This is a genomic window from Microcystis sp. M179S2 (assembly GCF_020245805.1).
Classification (GTDB): Bacteria; Cyanobacteriota; Cyanobacteriia; order Cyanobacteriales; family Microcystaceae; genus Microcystis; species Microcystis aeruginosa.
In genome coordinates this window covers 1-15715 of record NZ_JADBUE010000228.1, presented here as the reverse complement: position 1 = coordinate 15715, position 15715 = coordinate 1, and the positions used below count along the sequence as shown (strand labels likewise).

The following is a 15715-nucleotide window of genomic DNA, read 5'->3' as shown; positions in this document are numbered from 1 at the left end:
TCTACTCCAGATACAGTCAACGGTACAGCCATTTTCAAGGGAAAAATGTACCCAGTAGCCTCTTTTCAATTTTTTCTGAGAAGCGACCTGCAGTAAGGGTTTTGTTAATTTTTTAGTATTTCTGTATGGGGGAAGTCCAGATATAAAACAGAGACAAACTCCCAAAGTTGCTAATATTAGTAGAACAATATACTTATCTTTAGATTCAGGTAACAAGATTTTTTCAACCAGTACAGAAACCAGAAGAGCCCAAGCCAGATAGTAATGACAAATAGAAGGTATTAGTCTTTCCTCTTCTTTCAGTAACTCTATCCATCATCTCCACATACATTTTGTACTGCTCTAAGAGATGAGATTGAAAGTTGGCTCCATAACTTGCTTTTATTGCTTCGTTTGAATTAGGCAGATTTAACTGTTTGTCAGCGTTTTTTTAAAGCGGCTTCTTTTGTTCTTCTTCACTTAGATTTCTATTCATCCTTTCTATCTCTTTCTATCTCTTTTTAGGTTAATTTGCGGTCTCTTCACCTCAGCATTGGGCTTTTTCTTCAGCTAGTGACTTGGCGATCGTGTCAACATCATCAGAGGTTCCGCTACCAATAAGGCCGATCCGTTCTCGCTTGATTGTCGCGGTTGTGTTCAAGTGACCCAGCAGTGCTGTCACCATTTCGGGGTTGGTGACATCCTGTCATCCTGTCCAGCCAGCAAAACCAAGTTTATTAGTTCATTCTCCAATTGTACCAGACTATTTTTATATTCCTCGGCACTAGCTGGTTTTCCATCGGAGCCTGCGGCAAATTTCTCACCACTTTCGCTGGTGTTTTTCGGTAAAGCCTCGGAGGAAGAGTCTTTAGCTAGAGTGGCAGTCACTAAATTAGAACCTTTAGTCTGGTTATTGACTTGTTGTTCCAAGTCGCCGGACTTAGAAATGGTATAGGTTTCTTTAGTATTTTGATAGGTTAGCTCGACTTTCTTGCTCTTACCAGACGAGTCAGCATTAGTGATTTTGATCTTGATGTCATTACCCCAGGTTCCTGGAGTTTGTGCCTCCAGTTTCACCAGCTCTTTGTCGGTGCTATCTTTGATTTTGTAGGCAGCTCTGGTGGCGTTAGTGCCTGTACGAACTGCATAGACAGTCTTACCGCCATTGTTATAAATCTGCTCTAGTGCTTGAATTAAGGTTAGTTGGCGAGCGGGATCAATTTCCCCGAAAATTGCTTTAGCTTCCGAAAAACTGCCAAGAATTTGTACCTCATCCACTGGTCCTTTGGCTGCGGTTCCAACAATTCCGATATTTCCTGAAACAACCTGACCAGCGCTAATCAGTCCTTCATCTCGTACTGTTATGTAAGTACCCGGTAAGATGGCCTCAACCATGAGAGGTTCCTCCTATTTTGGGAAAATTTTAGGTTTATCGTAGCCCCCTGGTTTACTCTTGTCGTTACCCTTGGCAGTCGTGCCAAGCAGAGAATAAACTCACAAGCGAGCCGATTTAATTATAGCTTGCTTTGACTATCCGGAAAGGCCTCTCGGCTTCTCCCAACCAACAACTCTTGCCGCTGACTGCTGGTTGTGACTTAGTTTAACTCTTTGAGCCGAAAAAATATTTGGTATTTGATGATTTCTTCTCAATATCTGATTGGTTGAGTATTTTTTTGGCTTATTCTGATTTTTTTTCTTTGAAAAGACCTGTAGTTTTTTATGCTTCAAACTGAAGTGGGGAATATGGGTTAAAATATTAAAAGGATGCTAAAGATGGCGGCTAGAGTTTCCAGAGTGAGCTATCCTAGAAATACTCCTTACTCCATCCTCCCCCATGCTCGATCGAGTTCTCCATAGTCGTTATCAAGTCCAACAGTTACTGGGAAAAAAAACTATCTTAGCTAGGGACAGACACACCACCCAGTTAGTTATCATTAAACTTATTTCTGTTCCTAGGGGGCAAGGGAGTCAGTTGATCGGAGAAATAACTGGTAAAATTGCCCTGTTGCGACAACTCTCCCACCCATCTCTCCCCAAATACCTCGATAGCTTTGAGATAGATTCATCCCAAGAACAAATCATCGCTATTGTCCGACCTTATTTATCAGCGCAGCCTTTAGAAAACTATCTAAACTCCAGTTATTTGTTAGCAGAACAAGATCTCAAACAAATTGCCAAATATCTTTTGGAGATTCTCTCCTATCTCCATCAGCAGGATGTCCCCATTAACCACGGCAATATTAAACTTAGTAATATCCTCTTTGATACCCAGTCCCATCGTTTTTATCTAGTTGATTTTGCCTTTGATTCCGATTCTCCCACCACGGACTTACAGGATATAGGTAAAAGTTTGATTAGTTTAGCCACGGGGATTAAGCATCGTTACATACCCGAAAACTTTGAACAAAAAACTAATCTAAGTGCTTTTTTCATCTATTGGTTAAAAAGATTATCAAACTCCCCCCCAGACTCTCATTTTCGTTCGGTGACAGAAGCTTTAGCCAGCTTATATAGTTGTCAATTGATCTTAGTATCTATTGGCAATCTGACCAAACCCTACGGCAGCGAAGTTACTGTTTATAAAAAAGATAATCTCCTGCAAATAAAAATCGCTAGTAAAACCAAACAAAAGTTTTTCAACAATCTCAAAACCCAGTTAAGACAGTTTTTACCATCCCTATTCTTTACGATCATTCTCTTAACCATAGTCGGTATTTATGATCTCAAACTGGTCGCTTTTTTAATCCCGATTATCCTAATTTTTCTGCTCAATTTAATCTCCTCTAGTTTATCTTGGCAGTTATGGAAATCTTTTTGGCAGGGGGAACTAGAGTTAAAACTTACCCCCAAAAAAGTTTCTCTCTACCAAAAACTCTGGGGGCTAAAATTTAAACTAACTGCCGATGCTGCTAGTTCCGAAATTTATAGTCTCCTCCGTCGCAATGTCACCGTCACTATGCAGGGAGAAAATGTTAATATTATTCCTCCTTCTCTGGTTCTCGTTGCCAACCATCGAGAATATGTTATCACTGCCAGTGAAGATGTTAGCGAAGCGGAATTAGATTGGTTGGCACAACAGTTAAGTGATTGGCTACGTTTACCGATTACGAGAATTTAAGGTGTATTAAGCTAAGTTAATACACCCCAAATTTATCTGATAACATCTTCCGATTTAATCAGATGCGCTTCTAGGAACCAGAGACGTTTATCGATGTCCCGGGAGATTTCCGTATAGAGATCTGCTGTGTCGGCATCCCCTTGATTGCCAGTGGTATCAATAGCAGAACGAAGATGGGCGGCGTATAAGGCATAACGTTCGGCTAAAGCAACGATATGTTCACTACCATCGACGATATCAGCCGGATATTCCGGCAGAATCGAGTTAGCGGCAGCGATGCGCGCTGTTCCCAAAGCGGTTCCACCTAAAGCGGTAATCCGTTCTGCTACCATGTCCCCATAGCCTTCTAATTCCGTGGCCATTTCGTCGAATAGGCTGTGCAATTGGTAGAAATTTAAACCTTTTACATTCCAGTGGGCCTGTTTAACCTGAGTTTTTAGGTCTAAACTAGCGGCAAGGGTTTGGCTTAAGATTTCAACCACAGCTTTGCGGATATCTAATGCTAAATCGATACGAGTGGCGTAGTATTGTCCCGTGGTTTTGGTTTTGACTGGAGTGGCTACCATAATCTTTCTCCTTGATCAGTTAACAGAATACTCGATAATTTTCTCACTTGTGTCCGTGTAGAGGGGACTGATTTTGATCCTACAATTAAGCTCAAGTTATACACATCCCCTTTCAGAATTGATTAACATCGCCCTCAGCCGTCAGCTAGATAATAGTGTTGATAACTAGAAAAATGGCTAATTAATTGAAAAATCAGAGGCTGATAGCTGATAGCTGATTAATTATGCTCCTAAATAAGCCGCTAATTCTTCCGAACCGCCAATTAATTGCCCGTTAATGAAGACTTGTGGGGTGGTGGTATTACCACTCATGGCCCGCAGAGAACGACTGGTGGCATCCCGTCCGAGGATAATTTCTTCGTATTGTAGGCCTTTTTCTTCTAACATTTTCTTAGCCCGGAGGCAGTAGGGACAGCCGACTTTCGAGAAAAGAGAGACTAAAGGCGGTTTTTTGGCTTCTGGGTTGATGTAGTGTAACATCGTTTCTGCATCGGAGACTTTGAAAGGATCTCCCGGTTCTTCTGGTTCGATGAACATTTTCTCGATAACACCATCTTTGACTAGCATCGAATAGCGCCAAGAACGTTTACCGAAACCTAAGTCAGCTTTATCGACTAACATCCCCATTCCTGCGCTAAATTCGCCGTTACCGTCGGGAATCAAAAGGATATTATCACATTCTTGGTCTTTTGCCCACTCGTTCATGACAAAGGTATCATTCACCGACAAGCAAACAATACTATCTACGCCATTTTCCCGAAAAACTGGGGCTAATTCGTTATATCCGGGTAAATGGGAGGTGGAACAGGTGGGAGTGAATGCCCCGGGTAAGGCAAAAAGAACAACGGTTTTTCCTTTGAATAATTCCTCGCTGGTGATGTTCACCCATTGATTATTTTGACGTACAGGAAAGGTGACATCGGGAACTCTCTGCCCTTCTCGGTTTGGTAGCATAATCGTCAACTCCTAATTGCTCAGTCGTACTCATTTTGAGTTTGTCTAAATTAAGTGTACTCATAACGACTATGAGTTGTCAACAAGTATTTATACTTAAATTAGTTACTGAAGGCAACAGGCAAGAGTCTCCAAGAAGGAATCTGGCAATTCTCCCACCTAAAAAGAAGATTAGAAATAAGGTTTTAGATTCGTCCCTTGTTATCAGTTACTTCTGTCTCCTGTATACTGTCTCCTGTCTCCCCCCGCAACGCGCACGAAGTGGTCTCCCCACTTCCCCACCTCCCAATTCATAATTCATAATTGATAATTCATAATTCCCACTTCTCCCCACACCCCAACCCCTTTTTTTACTGAAAAATGATGTTTTCCTTCCTGAAAAAAAGCTATAAATGGCTAGGACTAGCGATAATAACGGTGATTTTGGCGATTACACCCGCCGTCATTGCCCAATCAACCACTAGCACCATACCTCTGGCAAAAATTAACTGGTTACAGGCGATTTTTTTGGGATTTGTGCAGGGAGTGACAGAATTTTTGCCGATTAGCAGTACCGCTCATCTAAAAGTGATTCCCGTCTTTTTGGGTTGGGGAGATCCCGGTGTCACCTATACGGCAGTGATTCAATTGGGCAGTATTGCGGCGGTATTGTCCTATTTTTGGCAGGATTTAAGGCAAATATCCACAGGAATGGTGAAAGCGGTGGCTAGTTCCGATTATCGTTCCCAGGATTTTCGTTTGGCCGTGGGGATTATCCTAGGCACAATTCCGATCGTTTTCTTCGGTTTGTTAATGAAACTTTTCATTCCCGATTTAGATAATTCCCCCCTGAGAAGCATGACAGCGATCGCCTGTGCCTCCATAGTCATGTCTTTACTCTTAGGTACGGCCGAAAAAATCGGGAAACATAAACGCAGTTTTGAGACTTTGCGACAAAAAGACGGGGTTTTAATGGGATTAGCCCAAGCTTTAGCCCTAATACCGGGGGTATCTCGTTCTGGGTCCACCTTAACTGCCGGGTTATTCATGGGTTTAGAAAGGGCCGTAGCGGCGCGATTTTCCTTTCTGTTGGGGATTCCGGCGATAACTTTAGCCGGTTTAGTGGAATTTAAAGGCGTTCTCGACCAGATTAACACCAGTGAATTAATTCCCCTCGCTATTGGGGTAATTTCCTCGGCGATATTTTCCTATCTTTCGATCGCTTGGTTATTAGATTATCTCAAAAAACAGAGTACCTGGGTTTTTGTCTGGTATCGTCTCTTTTTCGGGGTTACTATCCTGATTGGTGTAGCCTTGGGGCGTTTTTCCTGACCTTTTGGCATTCTAATTAATTTCTAAAAAATCTTGCAATTTTTTTAGATAAGTAGGGGCATCTTCTAACATGGGAAAGTGAGCAGTATTAGCCATCTCCACATACTGGATATTATTATTCAAATCCGCCGCCATTTTGCCCATTTTGGCGGGGATAATAATGTCTTTTTCTCCCGATACTAAAAGAGTTGGTATTTTAATCTCGGCAAATTTACCCGGCATAATTTCCACTGCTTTTTTACTCACAGATGTATAAATTGTGCCTAGGGCGGCCTCGTAATCTGCCGCTAAAAAATCTTCTAAAAAAGCAATTCTTTCTGATTTTGGGATCGATCGATGCAAAAATCTCGCCATAAATAATCGATCGGCAAAAGGTACTTTTAAAAACCAATCATAACGAAACTGTACCACATACTTACCGAATTTATGGAAGGCAGCAAAAGCCGCTTTATTATACTCAAAAATGCCATTACAGGTTAAAATTGCTTTGACCACTCTTTCGGGGTACATAGTAATAAAAAAAGTCGCCACCGATGCCCCCATAGAGTGACTATTGAGATAGACTTTTTCAATTTCCAAACTATCTAAAAACAAGGCCAAATCAAGGGCATATTCTTCTAAATCGTAGGAAAGATCAATAGATTTTTCTGGCAATTTAGACCGACCAAAACCGCGCATATCGTACAATAAACAATCAAAGCGATCGCAAATTGCCGCAGCGGTTGATCGCCAATAGCGTCCCGATCCTCCCCAACCATGAATAAACACCATAACCGGCTTTTTCTGGGCAGATTCTGACCCCCGAATCCACTCGTAATAGTGGGGAACACCGCGAACAGTGACTGTTTTATCGATTATTTGAGTTTTCATGATAGTTAAGTAGGGAGGTACAATTATTTGTAGGATGGGTTAGCGGTAGCGTAACCCATGCGGGCGTTGGGTTTCATGCTTCAACCCAACCTACGTTCATCTTATATTTAATTCCACCCACCTACTTAGATACCTAGCCATCCTCGTAAAGAGTTTTGCCAACGTCGCGCATCTGTGTCCGATAGTCGTCCGATTGTCTTAAGGATAACGAACGAGAACGATTTCAAGCTTCGAGTAATCGTTCATAGATGTCGTCTTCCAGATTATCCCAAATCTTAGCCAGTGCAGTTTCGCTGACTTTTTGCCAGAAATCCGAGTTTGTCTCCTCCGGGATGAGGGTGACTAGAACTCTAGTACCCTCTGGAATCGGCACGGATTCGAGGAGTTCGATCCGGCCTTCTTTGATGATCGCAGGAACGGTGTTCAGCATGGTTAACCTCGATTTTTCCCCTTAAGCGGATTCTTGACTGGGTAAAGAGGAAGGATGAACCAATAGCTCTGCCGTGGAACGTTTTTCCACCATTTCGCGGGTGATTAAACATCGTTTCACGTCCTTGCGCGAGGGCAATTCGTACATGACATCGAGCATTAATTCCTCGACAATACCCCGCAGGGCCCGGGCCCCGGTTTTGCGACGATAGGCTTCTTGGGCGATCGCTAGGACGGCATCAGATTTAAACTCTAACTGTACATTGTCCATCTTCAACAGTTTTTGATACTGTTTCACCAAAGCGTTGCGGGGTTGGGTCAGGATAGCGATTAAAGCTTCCTCATCCAGGGGTGACAGTGCCGCTAGGATGGGAATCCGACCGACAAACTCTGGAATCATGCCAAATTTGACTAAATCATCGGGAGTCATTTGTTTTAATAACCCTGCCGCTACCTTATCCTTACTAGCTTGGCCATCTCCCGGTTGAATAAAGCCCATGGATTTTTTACCGAGACGCTGATCGATCACCTTATCTAAACCGACAAACGCCCCACCGCAGATAAACAGGATATTGCTGGTGTCGATCTGAATACAATCCTGATAGGGGTGTTTGCGGCCGCCTTGGGGGGGAACATTGGCGATCGTTCCCTCTAACATTTTCAGTAAAGCTTGCTGTACCCCTTCTCCGGACACATCCCGGGTAATCGAGGTATTTTCGCTCTTGCGGGCAATTTTATCGATTTCATCGATGTAGATAATGCCCCGCTGCGCCTCTTCCACGTCTAAATCTGCCACTTGTAACAGACGCAAGAGAATATTTTCCACATCTTCCCCCACATAACCGGCCTCGGTTAAAGTGGTGGCATCGGCGACAGCAAAAGGTACATCGAGGATTTTGGCCAGAGTTTGAGCTAGAAGGGTTTTTCCCGATCCTGTGGGACCAATTAACAGAATATTAGATTTTTGCAGTTCGATGCTATCTTCCGGATTGCCGCCACTGGCTTTTTGGGTTTGGATATCTTTGAGGCGTTTGTAATGGTTATAAACGGCCACAGAAAGCACTTTTTTCGCCTCATTTTGACCAATAACGTAGTCATCGAGGTATTTTTTAATCTCTCTTGGTTTGGGAATTTGTTCCCAAGTGGTTTTGTTTTGGCCCGATCGCCGTTTGTTGGGGCGTTCCTCCACTGGGGCGACCGGACTAGGCGGTTCCATCAATTCCTCATCGAGAATTTCGTTACACAGTTCCACACACTCGTCACAAATATAGACCCCCGGCCCGGCGATTAATTTTCGCACTTGTTCCTGGGATTTGCCGCAAAATGAACACTTGAGGTGGGAGTCGTATTTAGACATAGTTTATTATTTACAGGGAAGTAACGGGAACGGTAGGATCGGGCAGTTCGGGACGGGAAATCACCAGATCGATTAACCCATATTCTTTGGCTTCGACGGCCGACATGAAAAAGTCCCGTTCGGTGTCGTTGGCGATGCGATCGTAGGGTTGACCGGTGTGGTGAGCCAGCATGGTATTGAGTCTCTGTTTAATATAGAGGATCTCTTTGGCTTGGATGGCGATATCACTAGCTTGACCTTGGGCCCCGCCGAGGGGTTGGTGAATCATGATCCGGCTACTGGGTAGGGACATCCGTTTACCTGCCGCGCCGCCACAAAGCAGGAATGCTCCCATACTAGCCGCTAAACCGAAACAAATTGTCGCCACGTCGGGGCGAATTTGTTGCATGGTGTCGTAGATAGCCAGTCCGGCATAAACGGAACCACCGGGGGAGTTGATATAGAGTTGGATATCTTTTTCGGGATCTTCTGCTTCCAAGTAGAGGAGTTGGGCGACGATCGAATCAGCGACCTGATCATCGACGGGGGTTCCCAAAAAGACAATTCTCTCGCGCAAGAGTCGAGAATAGATATCAAAAGCCCGTTCACCCATGCCAGACTGTTCGATTACCACGGGTAAAACGTTAGCTAGGGAGTTTCTCCCCGTGTTGGCGTAGATAGCAGGGCGACAATTACTGGTAATTGGGTAGTCAGGTGATCTCGATTCGAGCATAATTTTTTCGGTTCCGCTATCACAATCTTAGGGTTTTTGCTTGGCTGTGGAGCTTTTATTGGCAAATGTTAAGCATCTTTAGCACTTCTGTCCATCTATTATGCCCTAAGTTTCCCCCGGTTGGCAGGAATCGGTTATCAGTTATCAGGAGATGGGGGAATGGGGGAATTCAACTAATACCCCAAAACCCTAAAACCCCAACACCCAACACGACTGCTAACTCCTTACGGTTCTTCCTCGGCTGCCAACACTTCCACTTCGGTGAATGCGAAGGTTTCTTCCGTTTCCTCCTCCTCGCTTGTTTCTTCCTCTAGGGAACCTTTGGGGACAAGGGTGATAGTAGCTTTTTCTTTCAGCCATTCCAGGGTGTTTTCCGCCAGCATTTCTTCAGTGATCACCTGTTCCAGACGCTGCATATCTATGTCGCGATCGGACAATTGGGCCATGATATTAGCGATTTTTTCCGCTACCGCTTCGGGACTGACTTCAATGCCCGCGACTTTAGCCAATTCCTGCACCACCAGAGTCTCTTTCAGACTTTCGATCGCATCGGGACGGGCGTTTTCCCGCATTTTGGGAATATTATCTTTTGTAAACAACTGGTTGACATCTAGCCCCATTTGTTGGAACTGCATGAAGCTTTGGGTCAAAATATGCGTCACTTCCTTTTCGATCAGCGTCTCCGGTAAATCTAAAGTCGCACCCTTGACTAATTCCTTGGTTAAAGCGTCATCAATGCTTTCTTTGGTTTCCTTCTCCGCTTGTTCTTGGAAACGTTTCTCTAAACTTGCTCTTAATTCGGCGATTGTTTCCTGATCGCTGACTTCTTGGGCAAAATCGTCGTCAAGCTCTGGTAATTCCTTCGCTTTTAACTCTTTCATCGTAATTGTAAAGATTACCGCTTTTGCTGCCACATCTTCTTTGGGATAATCTTCCGGGAAAGTTAAAGTCATCTCTTTGACTTCTTCCGGTTTCATGCCGATAATTCCTTCCACCATACCCTCGATAAAGCGTCCTGCTTCCATATCCACCCGCAGATCTTCGCCGTCAATATCCGGGATATCCTCGCCAGTTTCGGCGGATTTGCCCCGATAATCAACGATCGCCACATCTCCCAGCTGCGCCCCGCGATCTTCCACGGGAACCAATGTTGCTAACTGTTCTTGACGCTCTTTAAACCAATTTTCCACGGATTCGGGATCATAAACGGTTTCTTCGGCAGTAACGCTCAGATTTTCGTAATCTCCGAGAATAATTGTCGGGGCCACATCCAGGGAAACTGAAAAAGTCAAAGCTTTACCCGGTTCATAGGCAGCGATCAAATCCTCAAACTTAGACAATAGCTGTGGATTGCCCAGGGACTCGATACCCTCCTGTTTCAGGGCAGATTCGAGGCAATTTTCAATTAATTCCTCAATTACCGCCGCTTTTACCGCCTTAGTTCCCAATCTTTGCAGAAGGATCTGACGGGGAACCTTGCCGGGGCGAAAACCGGGTATATTGGCCGACTTCGCTAAATTCTTGACCACTTGCTCGTGGGTGTTTTTCGTGGTTTCGGCGGGAATTTCAATTTCTAAACCTATCTGACTGGCAGGAAGCTTTTCCTGAATAACTTTCATTGATTTTTCTAGCTCTTACGACAAGGAACGTTTATAATAGGGTGAGCGGTGTTTACGCCTGCGGTGGATCCGTCCCGCTCATGATATTCTAGGGGAATAGCTGCAGTTGTTCCCCAAGCTGTCACAATCTTTTTATTTTAGCGGTCAATGGGGTATATTTAACTTATTCCGTCCTTGGGGCAGTTAAGCCCAATCAGAAAATTTTGCTGATCAAAAGCCGATCAATCCAAGTTTTAGAATAACTCGGTGGACAAAAAAGATTTTTTACTGTAACGATTTCTTCGGATCATTATCATCACCCAACTCGTCAGGAGGTCACACAATTTGAGTCAAAAAGTACGGGTCGCTATTTTAGGAGCCACCGGGGCCGTGGGAACGGAATTACTAGAGTTATTAGCTAGTCGTCAATTTCCTCTCGCTAGTCTAAAATTACTGGCTTCCGAGCGTTCTGCTGGAAAAACCCTCGATTTTCGGGGCAAAAGTCTCCTCATCGAAGCGGTAAACGAGCGCTCTTTTCAGGACGTGGATATAGTTCTTGCTTCTGCGGGGGGGGCCACCTCGAAAGCTTGGGCGAAAACTATTGTCGAGTCGGGTGCGACGATTATCGATAACTCCAGTGCTTTTCGCATGAATCCCGAAGTGCCTTTGGTTGTCCCAGAAATCAATCCCGACAGTGTGGACAATCACCGGGGCATTATCGCTAATCCCAACTGTACGACAATTCTTTTAGGAGTGGCGATCTGGCCTCTCCACCAAGTACAGGCGATCGAGCGAGTAGTAGTTTCTACTTATCAGTCTGCTAGTGGTGCTGGAGCGCGAGCCATGGAGGAGGTAAAACAGCAAGCGCAAGCAATTCTTGATAATCGGCAACCTCCCACTAATTCCTTCCCCTATCCCCTCGCTTTTAATCTTTTTCCCCACAATACCCCGATTAATGGTCAAGGGTACTGCGAGGAAGAAATGAAAATGGTCAACGAAACCCGCAAGATTTTTGCTTGTCCGGGGCTGCGGGTTAGCGCCACCTGTGTAAGGGTTCCCGTGCTGCGGGCCCATTCGGAATCGGTTAACCTAGAATTTAGTCAGCCTTTTTCTGTGGTGAAGGCTAGAGAGATTCTTCAGTCCGCTCCGGGGGTAAAATTAGTGGAAGATTGGGACGCTAATTATTTTCCCATGCCAATTGATGCTACCGGTCGCGATGAAGTATTAGTGGGACGCATTCGTCAAGATATCTCCCATCCTAACGGTCTAGAATTGTGGCTATGCGGCGATCAAATTCGCAAGGGTGCGGCTTTAAATGCTGTACAAATTGCCGAACTTTTAGTCAAGAAAAATCTCGTCGGTTCAAGATTAGCAACAGTTTGATAATTAAGCGATCAGCCATCAGCTAAATCAAGGCGATAATAATTAGAAAAATAGCTAATTAACCGGATAAGTAAAGTCTGAAAGCTGATTGCTGATCGCTCAAAAACTGGTAACAAAGGCCGAATCTAAAACCTAATTTGTGAAGCTAAAGGCTTCGATGTACTTAGTTGATAACCTTCTTTTTGGGTAGGAAAATTGCCAGATTCTTTCTTTTGCCTCTTGCCTGTTGCCTCTTGCCTTCAGAAGCTGATAACTGATAACTGATAACTGATAACTGATAACTGATAAATGAGTGAAACAACATATTTTGGACGAGTAATTACGGCGATGGTGACTCCCTTCACCGTCGAGGGTCAAGTTAATTATGCCCTGGTGGAAAAATTGGCCGATTATCTAGTTACTCACGGTAGCGATGGTATAGTGGTCTGTGGGACGACGGGAGAATCACCCACCCTAAGTTGGCAGGAAGAATACGAACTATTTAGTATTGTCAAAAAAGCGGTTAATGGTCGGGGAAAAGTGATTGCGGGGACGGGTTCTAATTCCACTTCCGAAGCGATCGAAGCTACCCAACAGGCTGCTAAACTGGGTTTAGATGGTTCTTTACAGGTGGTTCCCTACTACAATAAACCTCCCCAAGAGGGTTTATACGAGCATTTTCTGACCATTGCCAAAGCTTGTCCCGATCTGCCGGTGATGCTTTATAATATCCCCGGTCGTACGGGTCAAAATATGACCCCAGAAACGATTATTAAACTGGCAGCAGTTGATAATATTGTGGCGGTAAAAGAAGCTAGTGGTAATTTAGAACAAACCTGTAAGATTTACTGTCATACTCCTGAAAATTTCGCTATTTATTCTGGCGATGATTTTCTTACCTTACCCCTAATGACCTGTGGTGCGGTGGGGGTGGTCAGTGTTGCTAGTCATCTAGTGGGAGAAGAAATTCAAGGAATGATTCAAGCTTTCTTAACTGGAGATGCAGCCAAAGCGATCGAGATTAATTTGAAATTATTTCCCCTGTTTAAAGGTTTATTCTGTGCCACTAATCCAATTCCAATTAAAGCGGCCTTAAATCTAGTCGGTTGGGAGGTGGGGGGATTGCGATCTCCTTTATGTTCCTTAAGTCCCGAACTAGAAGAAGGATTAGCAAAAATCATGCAAGAATTGGCTTTAATCTAGAAAAATACTAGAAAATTTGGCTAACTAAACTAGGATTTTTTCGAGAAAGTAGGTTATAATATTAATAGCTTAACTAGAAGAAAAGAAATATAGTTTAGAACTGCTAGAAAGTATTGATACTAAGTGAGTTTAGCTAGGTGTTATTTCCCTAGTTCGACTTATTCTAACTATTCATTTTTTGAGATTTCCCGTCCACAAAACCCACCTGAAAAATCACCATAACTTACCATCAAAGGACACCTAATGAATCAAGATAAAACCCAAGCAAAACTAAAGATCATTCCCCTAGGAGGACTACACGAAATCGGCAAAAACACCTGTGTTTTTGAGTACGATGATGAGATTATTCTCCTGGATGCCGGTTTAGCTTTTCCTTCCGATGATATGCACGGGGTCAATGTAGTGCTTCCCGATATGACTTATCTAAGAGAAAATCGCCATAAAATTAAGGGTATGATCGTCACCCACGGTCACGAAGATCATATCGGTGGCATTCCCTACCATCTCAAACAATTTGATGTACCAATTATCTACGGTCCGCGTCTAGCGATGGCTTTATTGCGGGATAAATTGGAAGAAGCAGGATTAGCAAATCGTACCAAATTAGAAACCGTAGTTCCCCGGCAAATGGTGCGTTTAGGTAAATCTTTCATGGTGGAATATATCCGCAATACCCACTCGATCGCCGATAGTTTTTGTGTAGCAATTCACACTCCTTTAGGGGTAGTTATTCACACAGGAGATTTTAAAATTGACCATACTCCCGTCGATGGCGAATTCTTTGATCTACAAAAAATTGCCGAACATGGCGAGAAAGGGGTGCTATGTTTATTGAGTGATTCCACTAACGCAGAAGTAGCCGGTTATACTCCCTCGGAAGCTTCCGTTTATCCCGGTTTAGAGCGGGTTTTTAACCAAGCAACGGGACGGATTATGATTACTACCTTTGCTTCCTCGGTGCATCGGATTAATCTGGTGTTGAAATTGGCCCAGAAATTTAACCGGAAAGTGGTGGTAGTGGGTCGATCGATGTTAAATGTCATCGCTCATGCGCGTAACTTGGGGTATATAAAATGTCCCGACGATATATTTGAACCCTTGAAAGCGACCCGCAATTTAGCCGATGATAAAATCGTCATTTTAACTACAGGCTCCCAGGGGGAACCTTTAGCAGCCATGACGCGGATTTCTAAGGGTGAACATCCTCATATTCGTGCGCGTCAGGGGGATACGATTGTCTTTTCCGCTAATCCGATTCCGGGTAATACGATCGCTGTAGTCAATACAATTGATCGCCTGATGATGCAGGGGGCTAACGTTGTTTACGGACGCGATAAGGGAATTCACGTTTCCGGCCATGGTTCCCAAGAAGACCATAAATTGATGTTATCTTTGACGCGGCCGAAGTTTTTTGTGCCAGTGCATGGAGAACACCGAATGCTGGTCAAACACGCTCAGATGGCCCAAAGTATGGGTATTCCCGCCGAAAATATGGTAATTGTCAAAAATGGTGACACGATCGAGTTAACTGGCGATCGCATTGGACTTGGCGCGCCAGTGCCTTCGGGAATCGAGTTAGTCGATCAAGCGGGTGTAGTCCACGAACACATTATGCAGGAAAGACAACAGTTAGCCGAAGATGGTGTGATTACGATCGCATCCTTCGTTAACGGTGAGGGACAATTAAGCGCACCTCCAGAGATTAATTTGCGCGGTGTGGTCACAAAAGTGGAAATCTCGCTGCTGAATCAGTTAATTATTCGGGCGATCGAACGCTGTTTAAGCGATCGCATCGGTGAATTTAAAACCGCCACGGGAGTCCAGGATTGGGCCGGTTTGCGGGCCGAAATCGAGACGACTTTGCAGCGTTTAATTAAACGGGAGTTACAGAGTCAACCTCTAGTGATTTTCCTCCTGCAAGCGGCGGCAACGGAACCAGCGAACAATCGTACTTATCGCCGCCGTCGTCCCGCAGCTACCATGGCCTCCTAATAGCAGTGGGACAGGAGACTCCCAGACAGGAGACTCCCAGACAGGAGACTCCCAGACAGGAGACTCCCAGACAGGAGACAGGAGATTATTTTTATTTATCCTTCCCATGCCCCCACACCCCACTTCCCCACACCCCACACCCCACTTCCCCAACCCCTAAGCCGCTTTTTTACTTTTTCCCATGTCTCTAACTTTCCAAGCTGTTATCGCTAAATTAAATGAATTTTGGGCTGATCGCGGTTGTTTAGTTGCTCAGCCCTATGA

14 protein-coding genes and 1 pseudogene are annotated in these 15715 nt (G+C 44.3%); 6 read left to right on the top strand and 9 right to left on the bottom strand.

The genetic code is table 11. The features are described 5' to 3' along the window. Positions 1-223: 223 nt before the first annotated feature. Both IM500_RS24810 and IM500_RS14210 read right to left on the bottom strand, forming a co-directional pair. Positions 224-385: a RipA family octameric membrane protein gene (locus IM500_RS24810; RefSeq protein ID WP_423202543.1), complete on the bottom strand. Its 162-nt coding sequence runs from the start codon at positions 383-385 to the stop codon at positions 224-226. Between the two features lie 272 nt (positions 386-657). Then, positions 658-1374 carry a hypothetical protein gene (locus tag IM500_RS14210; protein WP_242034644.1) on the bottom strand — a complete coding sequence of 239 codons (717 nt, stop codon included), beginning with the start codon at positions 1372-1374 and terminating at the stop codon, positions 658-660. A 439-nt stretch (positions 1375-1813) separates the two neighbouring features. Between IM500_RS14210 and IM500_RS14205 the strand changes: the two genes are divergently transcribed. Continuing rightward, positions 1814-3097, top strand: coding sequence for a protein kinase domain-containing protein (locus IM500_RS14205; RefSeq protein WP_190722213.1), 1284 nt, complete (start codon positions 1814-1816; stop codon positions 3095-3097). A 32-nt stretch (positions 3098-3129) separates the two neighbouring features. Here IM500_RS14205 and dps read toward each other — a convergent pair whose 3' ends face one another. Continuing rightward, positions 3130-3663, bottom strand: coding sequence for a DNA starvation/stationary phase protection protein Dps (dps, locus tag IM500_RS14200; RefSeq protein ID WP_002758588.1), 534 nt, complete (start codon positions 3661-3663; stop codon positions 3130-3132). Positions 3664-3885: 222 nt separating this feature from the next. After that, positions 3886-4617 (bottom strand): glutathione peroxidase, encoded by a 732-nt coding sequence (locus tag IM500_RS14195; RefSeq protein ID WP_190722212.1) that lies wholly within the window; start codon positions 4615-4617, stop codon positions 3886-3888. A gap of 360 nt (positions 4618-4977) precedes the next feature. On the opposite strand from IM500_RS14195, the gene IM500_RS14190 reads away from it, so the two are divergent. Next, on the top strand, positions 4978-5928 hold the full coding sequence (locus tag IM500_RS14190; RefSeq protein ID WP_190722211.1) for an undecaprenyl-diphosphate phosphatase: 951 nt from the start codon (positions 4978-4980) through the stop codon (positions 5926-5928). A 12-nt stretch (positions 5929-5940) separates the two neighbouring features. Here IM500_RS14190 and IM500_RS14185 read toward each other — a convergent pair whose 3' ends face one another. From IM500_RS14185 to tig, 5 genes are all read right to left on the bottom strand, one after another. Further along, positions 5941-6798 (bottom strand): alpha/beta fold hydrolase, encoded by an 858-nt coding sequence (locus tag IM500_RS14185; RefSeq protein WP_287738742.1) that lies wholly within the window; start codon positions 6796-6798, stop codon positions 5941-5943. 223 nt (positions 6799-7021) lie between these two features. Beyond that, positions 7022-7228 (bottom strand): hypothetical protein, encoded by a 207-nt coding sequence (locus tag IM500_RS14180; RefSeq protein ID WP_002797389.1) that lies wholly within the window; start codon positions 7226-7228, stop codon positions 7022-7024. A gap of 21 nt (positions 7229-7249) precedes the next feature. After that, positions 7250-8584: an ATP-dependent protease ATP-binding subunit ClpX gene (gene clpX, locus IM500_RS14175; RefSeq protein WP_287738740.1), complete on the bottom strand. Its 1335-nt coding sequence runs from the start codon at positions 8582-8584 to the stop codon at positions 7250-7252. A 10-nt stretch (positions 8585-8594) separates the two neighbouring features. Continuing rightward, entirely contained in the window at positions 8595-9296 is a 702-nt protein-coding gene (gene clpP, locus IM500_RS14170) for an ATP-dependent Clp endopeptidase proteolytic subunit ClpP (protein WP_002736918.1), read from the bottom strand. A 224-nt stretch (positions 9297-9520) separates the two neighbouring features. Continuing rightward, complete coding sequence (tig, locus tag IM500_RS14165) at positions 9521-10915, bottom strand: trigger factor (protein WP_190722208.1); 1395 nt, start codon at positions 10913-10915, stop codon at positions 9521-9523. 324 nt (positions 10916-11239) lie between these two features. Here tig and IM500_RS14160 point away from each other — a divergent pair, with 324 nt between their 5' ends. The 4 genes and pseudogenes from IM500_RS14160 to IM500_RS14145 all read left to right on the top strand — a co-directional run. Continuing rightward, positions 11240-12277 carry an aspartate-semialdehyde dehydrogenase gene (locus IM500_RS14160; RefSeq protein ID WP_287738737.1) on the top strand — a complete coding sequence of 346 codons (1038 nt, stop codon included), beginning with the start codon at positions 11240-11242 and terminating at the stop codon, positions 12275-12277. 288 nt (positions 12278-12565) lie between these two features. Continuing rightward, the gene (dapA, locus tag IM500_RS14155) at positions 12566-13459 is read left to right on the top strand and encodes a 4-hydroxy-tetrahydrodipicolinate synthase (RefSeq protein ID WP_287738735.1); all 894 of its coding nucleotides are present in this window, start codon (positions 12566-12568) and stop codon (positions 13457-13459) included. A gap of 243 nt (positions 13460-13702) precedes the next feature. Next, entirely contained in the window at positions 13703-15451 is a 1749-nt protein-coding gene (locus IM500_RS14150; RefSeq protein ID WP_190722205.1) for a ribonuclease J, read from the top strand. A 181-nt stretch (positions 15452-15632) separates the two neighbouring features. Then, positions 15633-15715 (top strand): annotated as a pseudogene (locus IM500_RS14145) (glycine--tRNA ligase subunit alpha); the annotation flags it as partial.

Bases quoted from the DNA above. Each gene is read 5' to 3' on its own strand.
- IM500_RS14150 (WP_190722205.1), top strand. From the start codon at position 13,703: ATGAATCAAGATAAAACCCAAGCAAAACTAAAGATCATTCCCCTAGGA.
- IM500_RS14210 (WP_242034644.1), bottom strand. From the start codon at position 1,374: ATGGTTGAGGCCATCTTACCGGGTACTTACATAACAGTACGAGATGAA.
- clpP (WP_002736918.1), bottom strand. From the start codon at position 9,296: ATGCTCGAATCGAGATCACCTGACTACCCAATTACCAGTAATTGTCGC.
- dps (WP_002758588.1), bottom strand. From the start codon at position 3,663: ATGGTAGCCACTCCAGTCAAAACCAAAACCACGGGACAATACTACGCC.
- tig (WP_190722208.1), bottom strand. From the start codon at position 10,915: ATGAAAGTTATTCAGGAAAAGCTTCCTGCCAGTCAGATAGGTTTAGAA.
- IM500_RS14185 (WP_287738742.1), bottom strand. From the start codon at position 6,798: ATGAAAACTCAAATAATCGATAAAACAGTCACTGTTCGCGGTGTTCCC.
- IM500_RS14195 (WP_190722212.1), bottom strand. From the start codon at position 4,617: ATGCTACCAAACCGAGAAGGGCAGAGAGTTCCCGATGTCACCTTTCCT.
- dapA (WP_287738735.1), top strand. From the start codon at position 12,566: ATGAGTGAAACAACATATTTTGGACGAGTAATTACGGCGATGGTGACT.
- clpX (WP_287738740.1), bottom strand. From the start codon at position 8,584: ATGTCTAAATACGACTCCCACCTCAAGTGTTCATTTTGCGGCAAATCC.
- IM500_RS14190 (WP_190722211.1), top strand. From the start codon at position 4,978: ATGATGTTTTCCTTCCTGAAAAAAAGCTATAAATGGCTAGGACTAGCG.
- IM500_RS14205 (WP_190722213.1), top strand. From the start codon at position 1,814: ATGCTCGATCGAGTTCTCCATAGTCGTTATCAAGTCCAACAGTTACTG.
- IM500_RS14180 (WP_002797389.1), bottom strand. From the start codon at position 7,228: ATGCTGAACACCGTTCCTGCGATCATCAAAGAAGGCCGGATCGAACTC.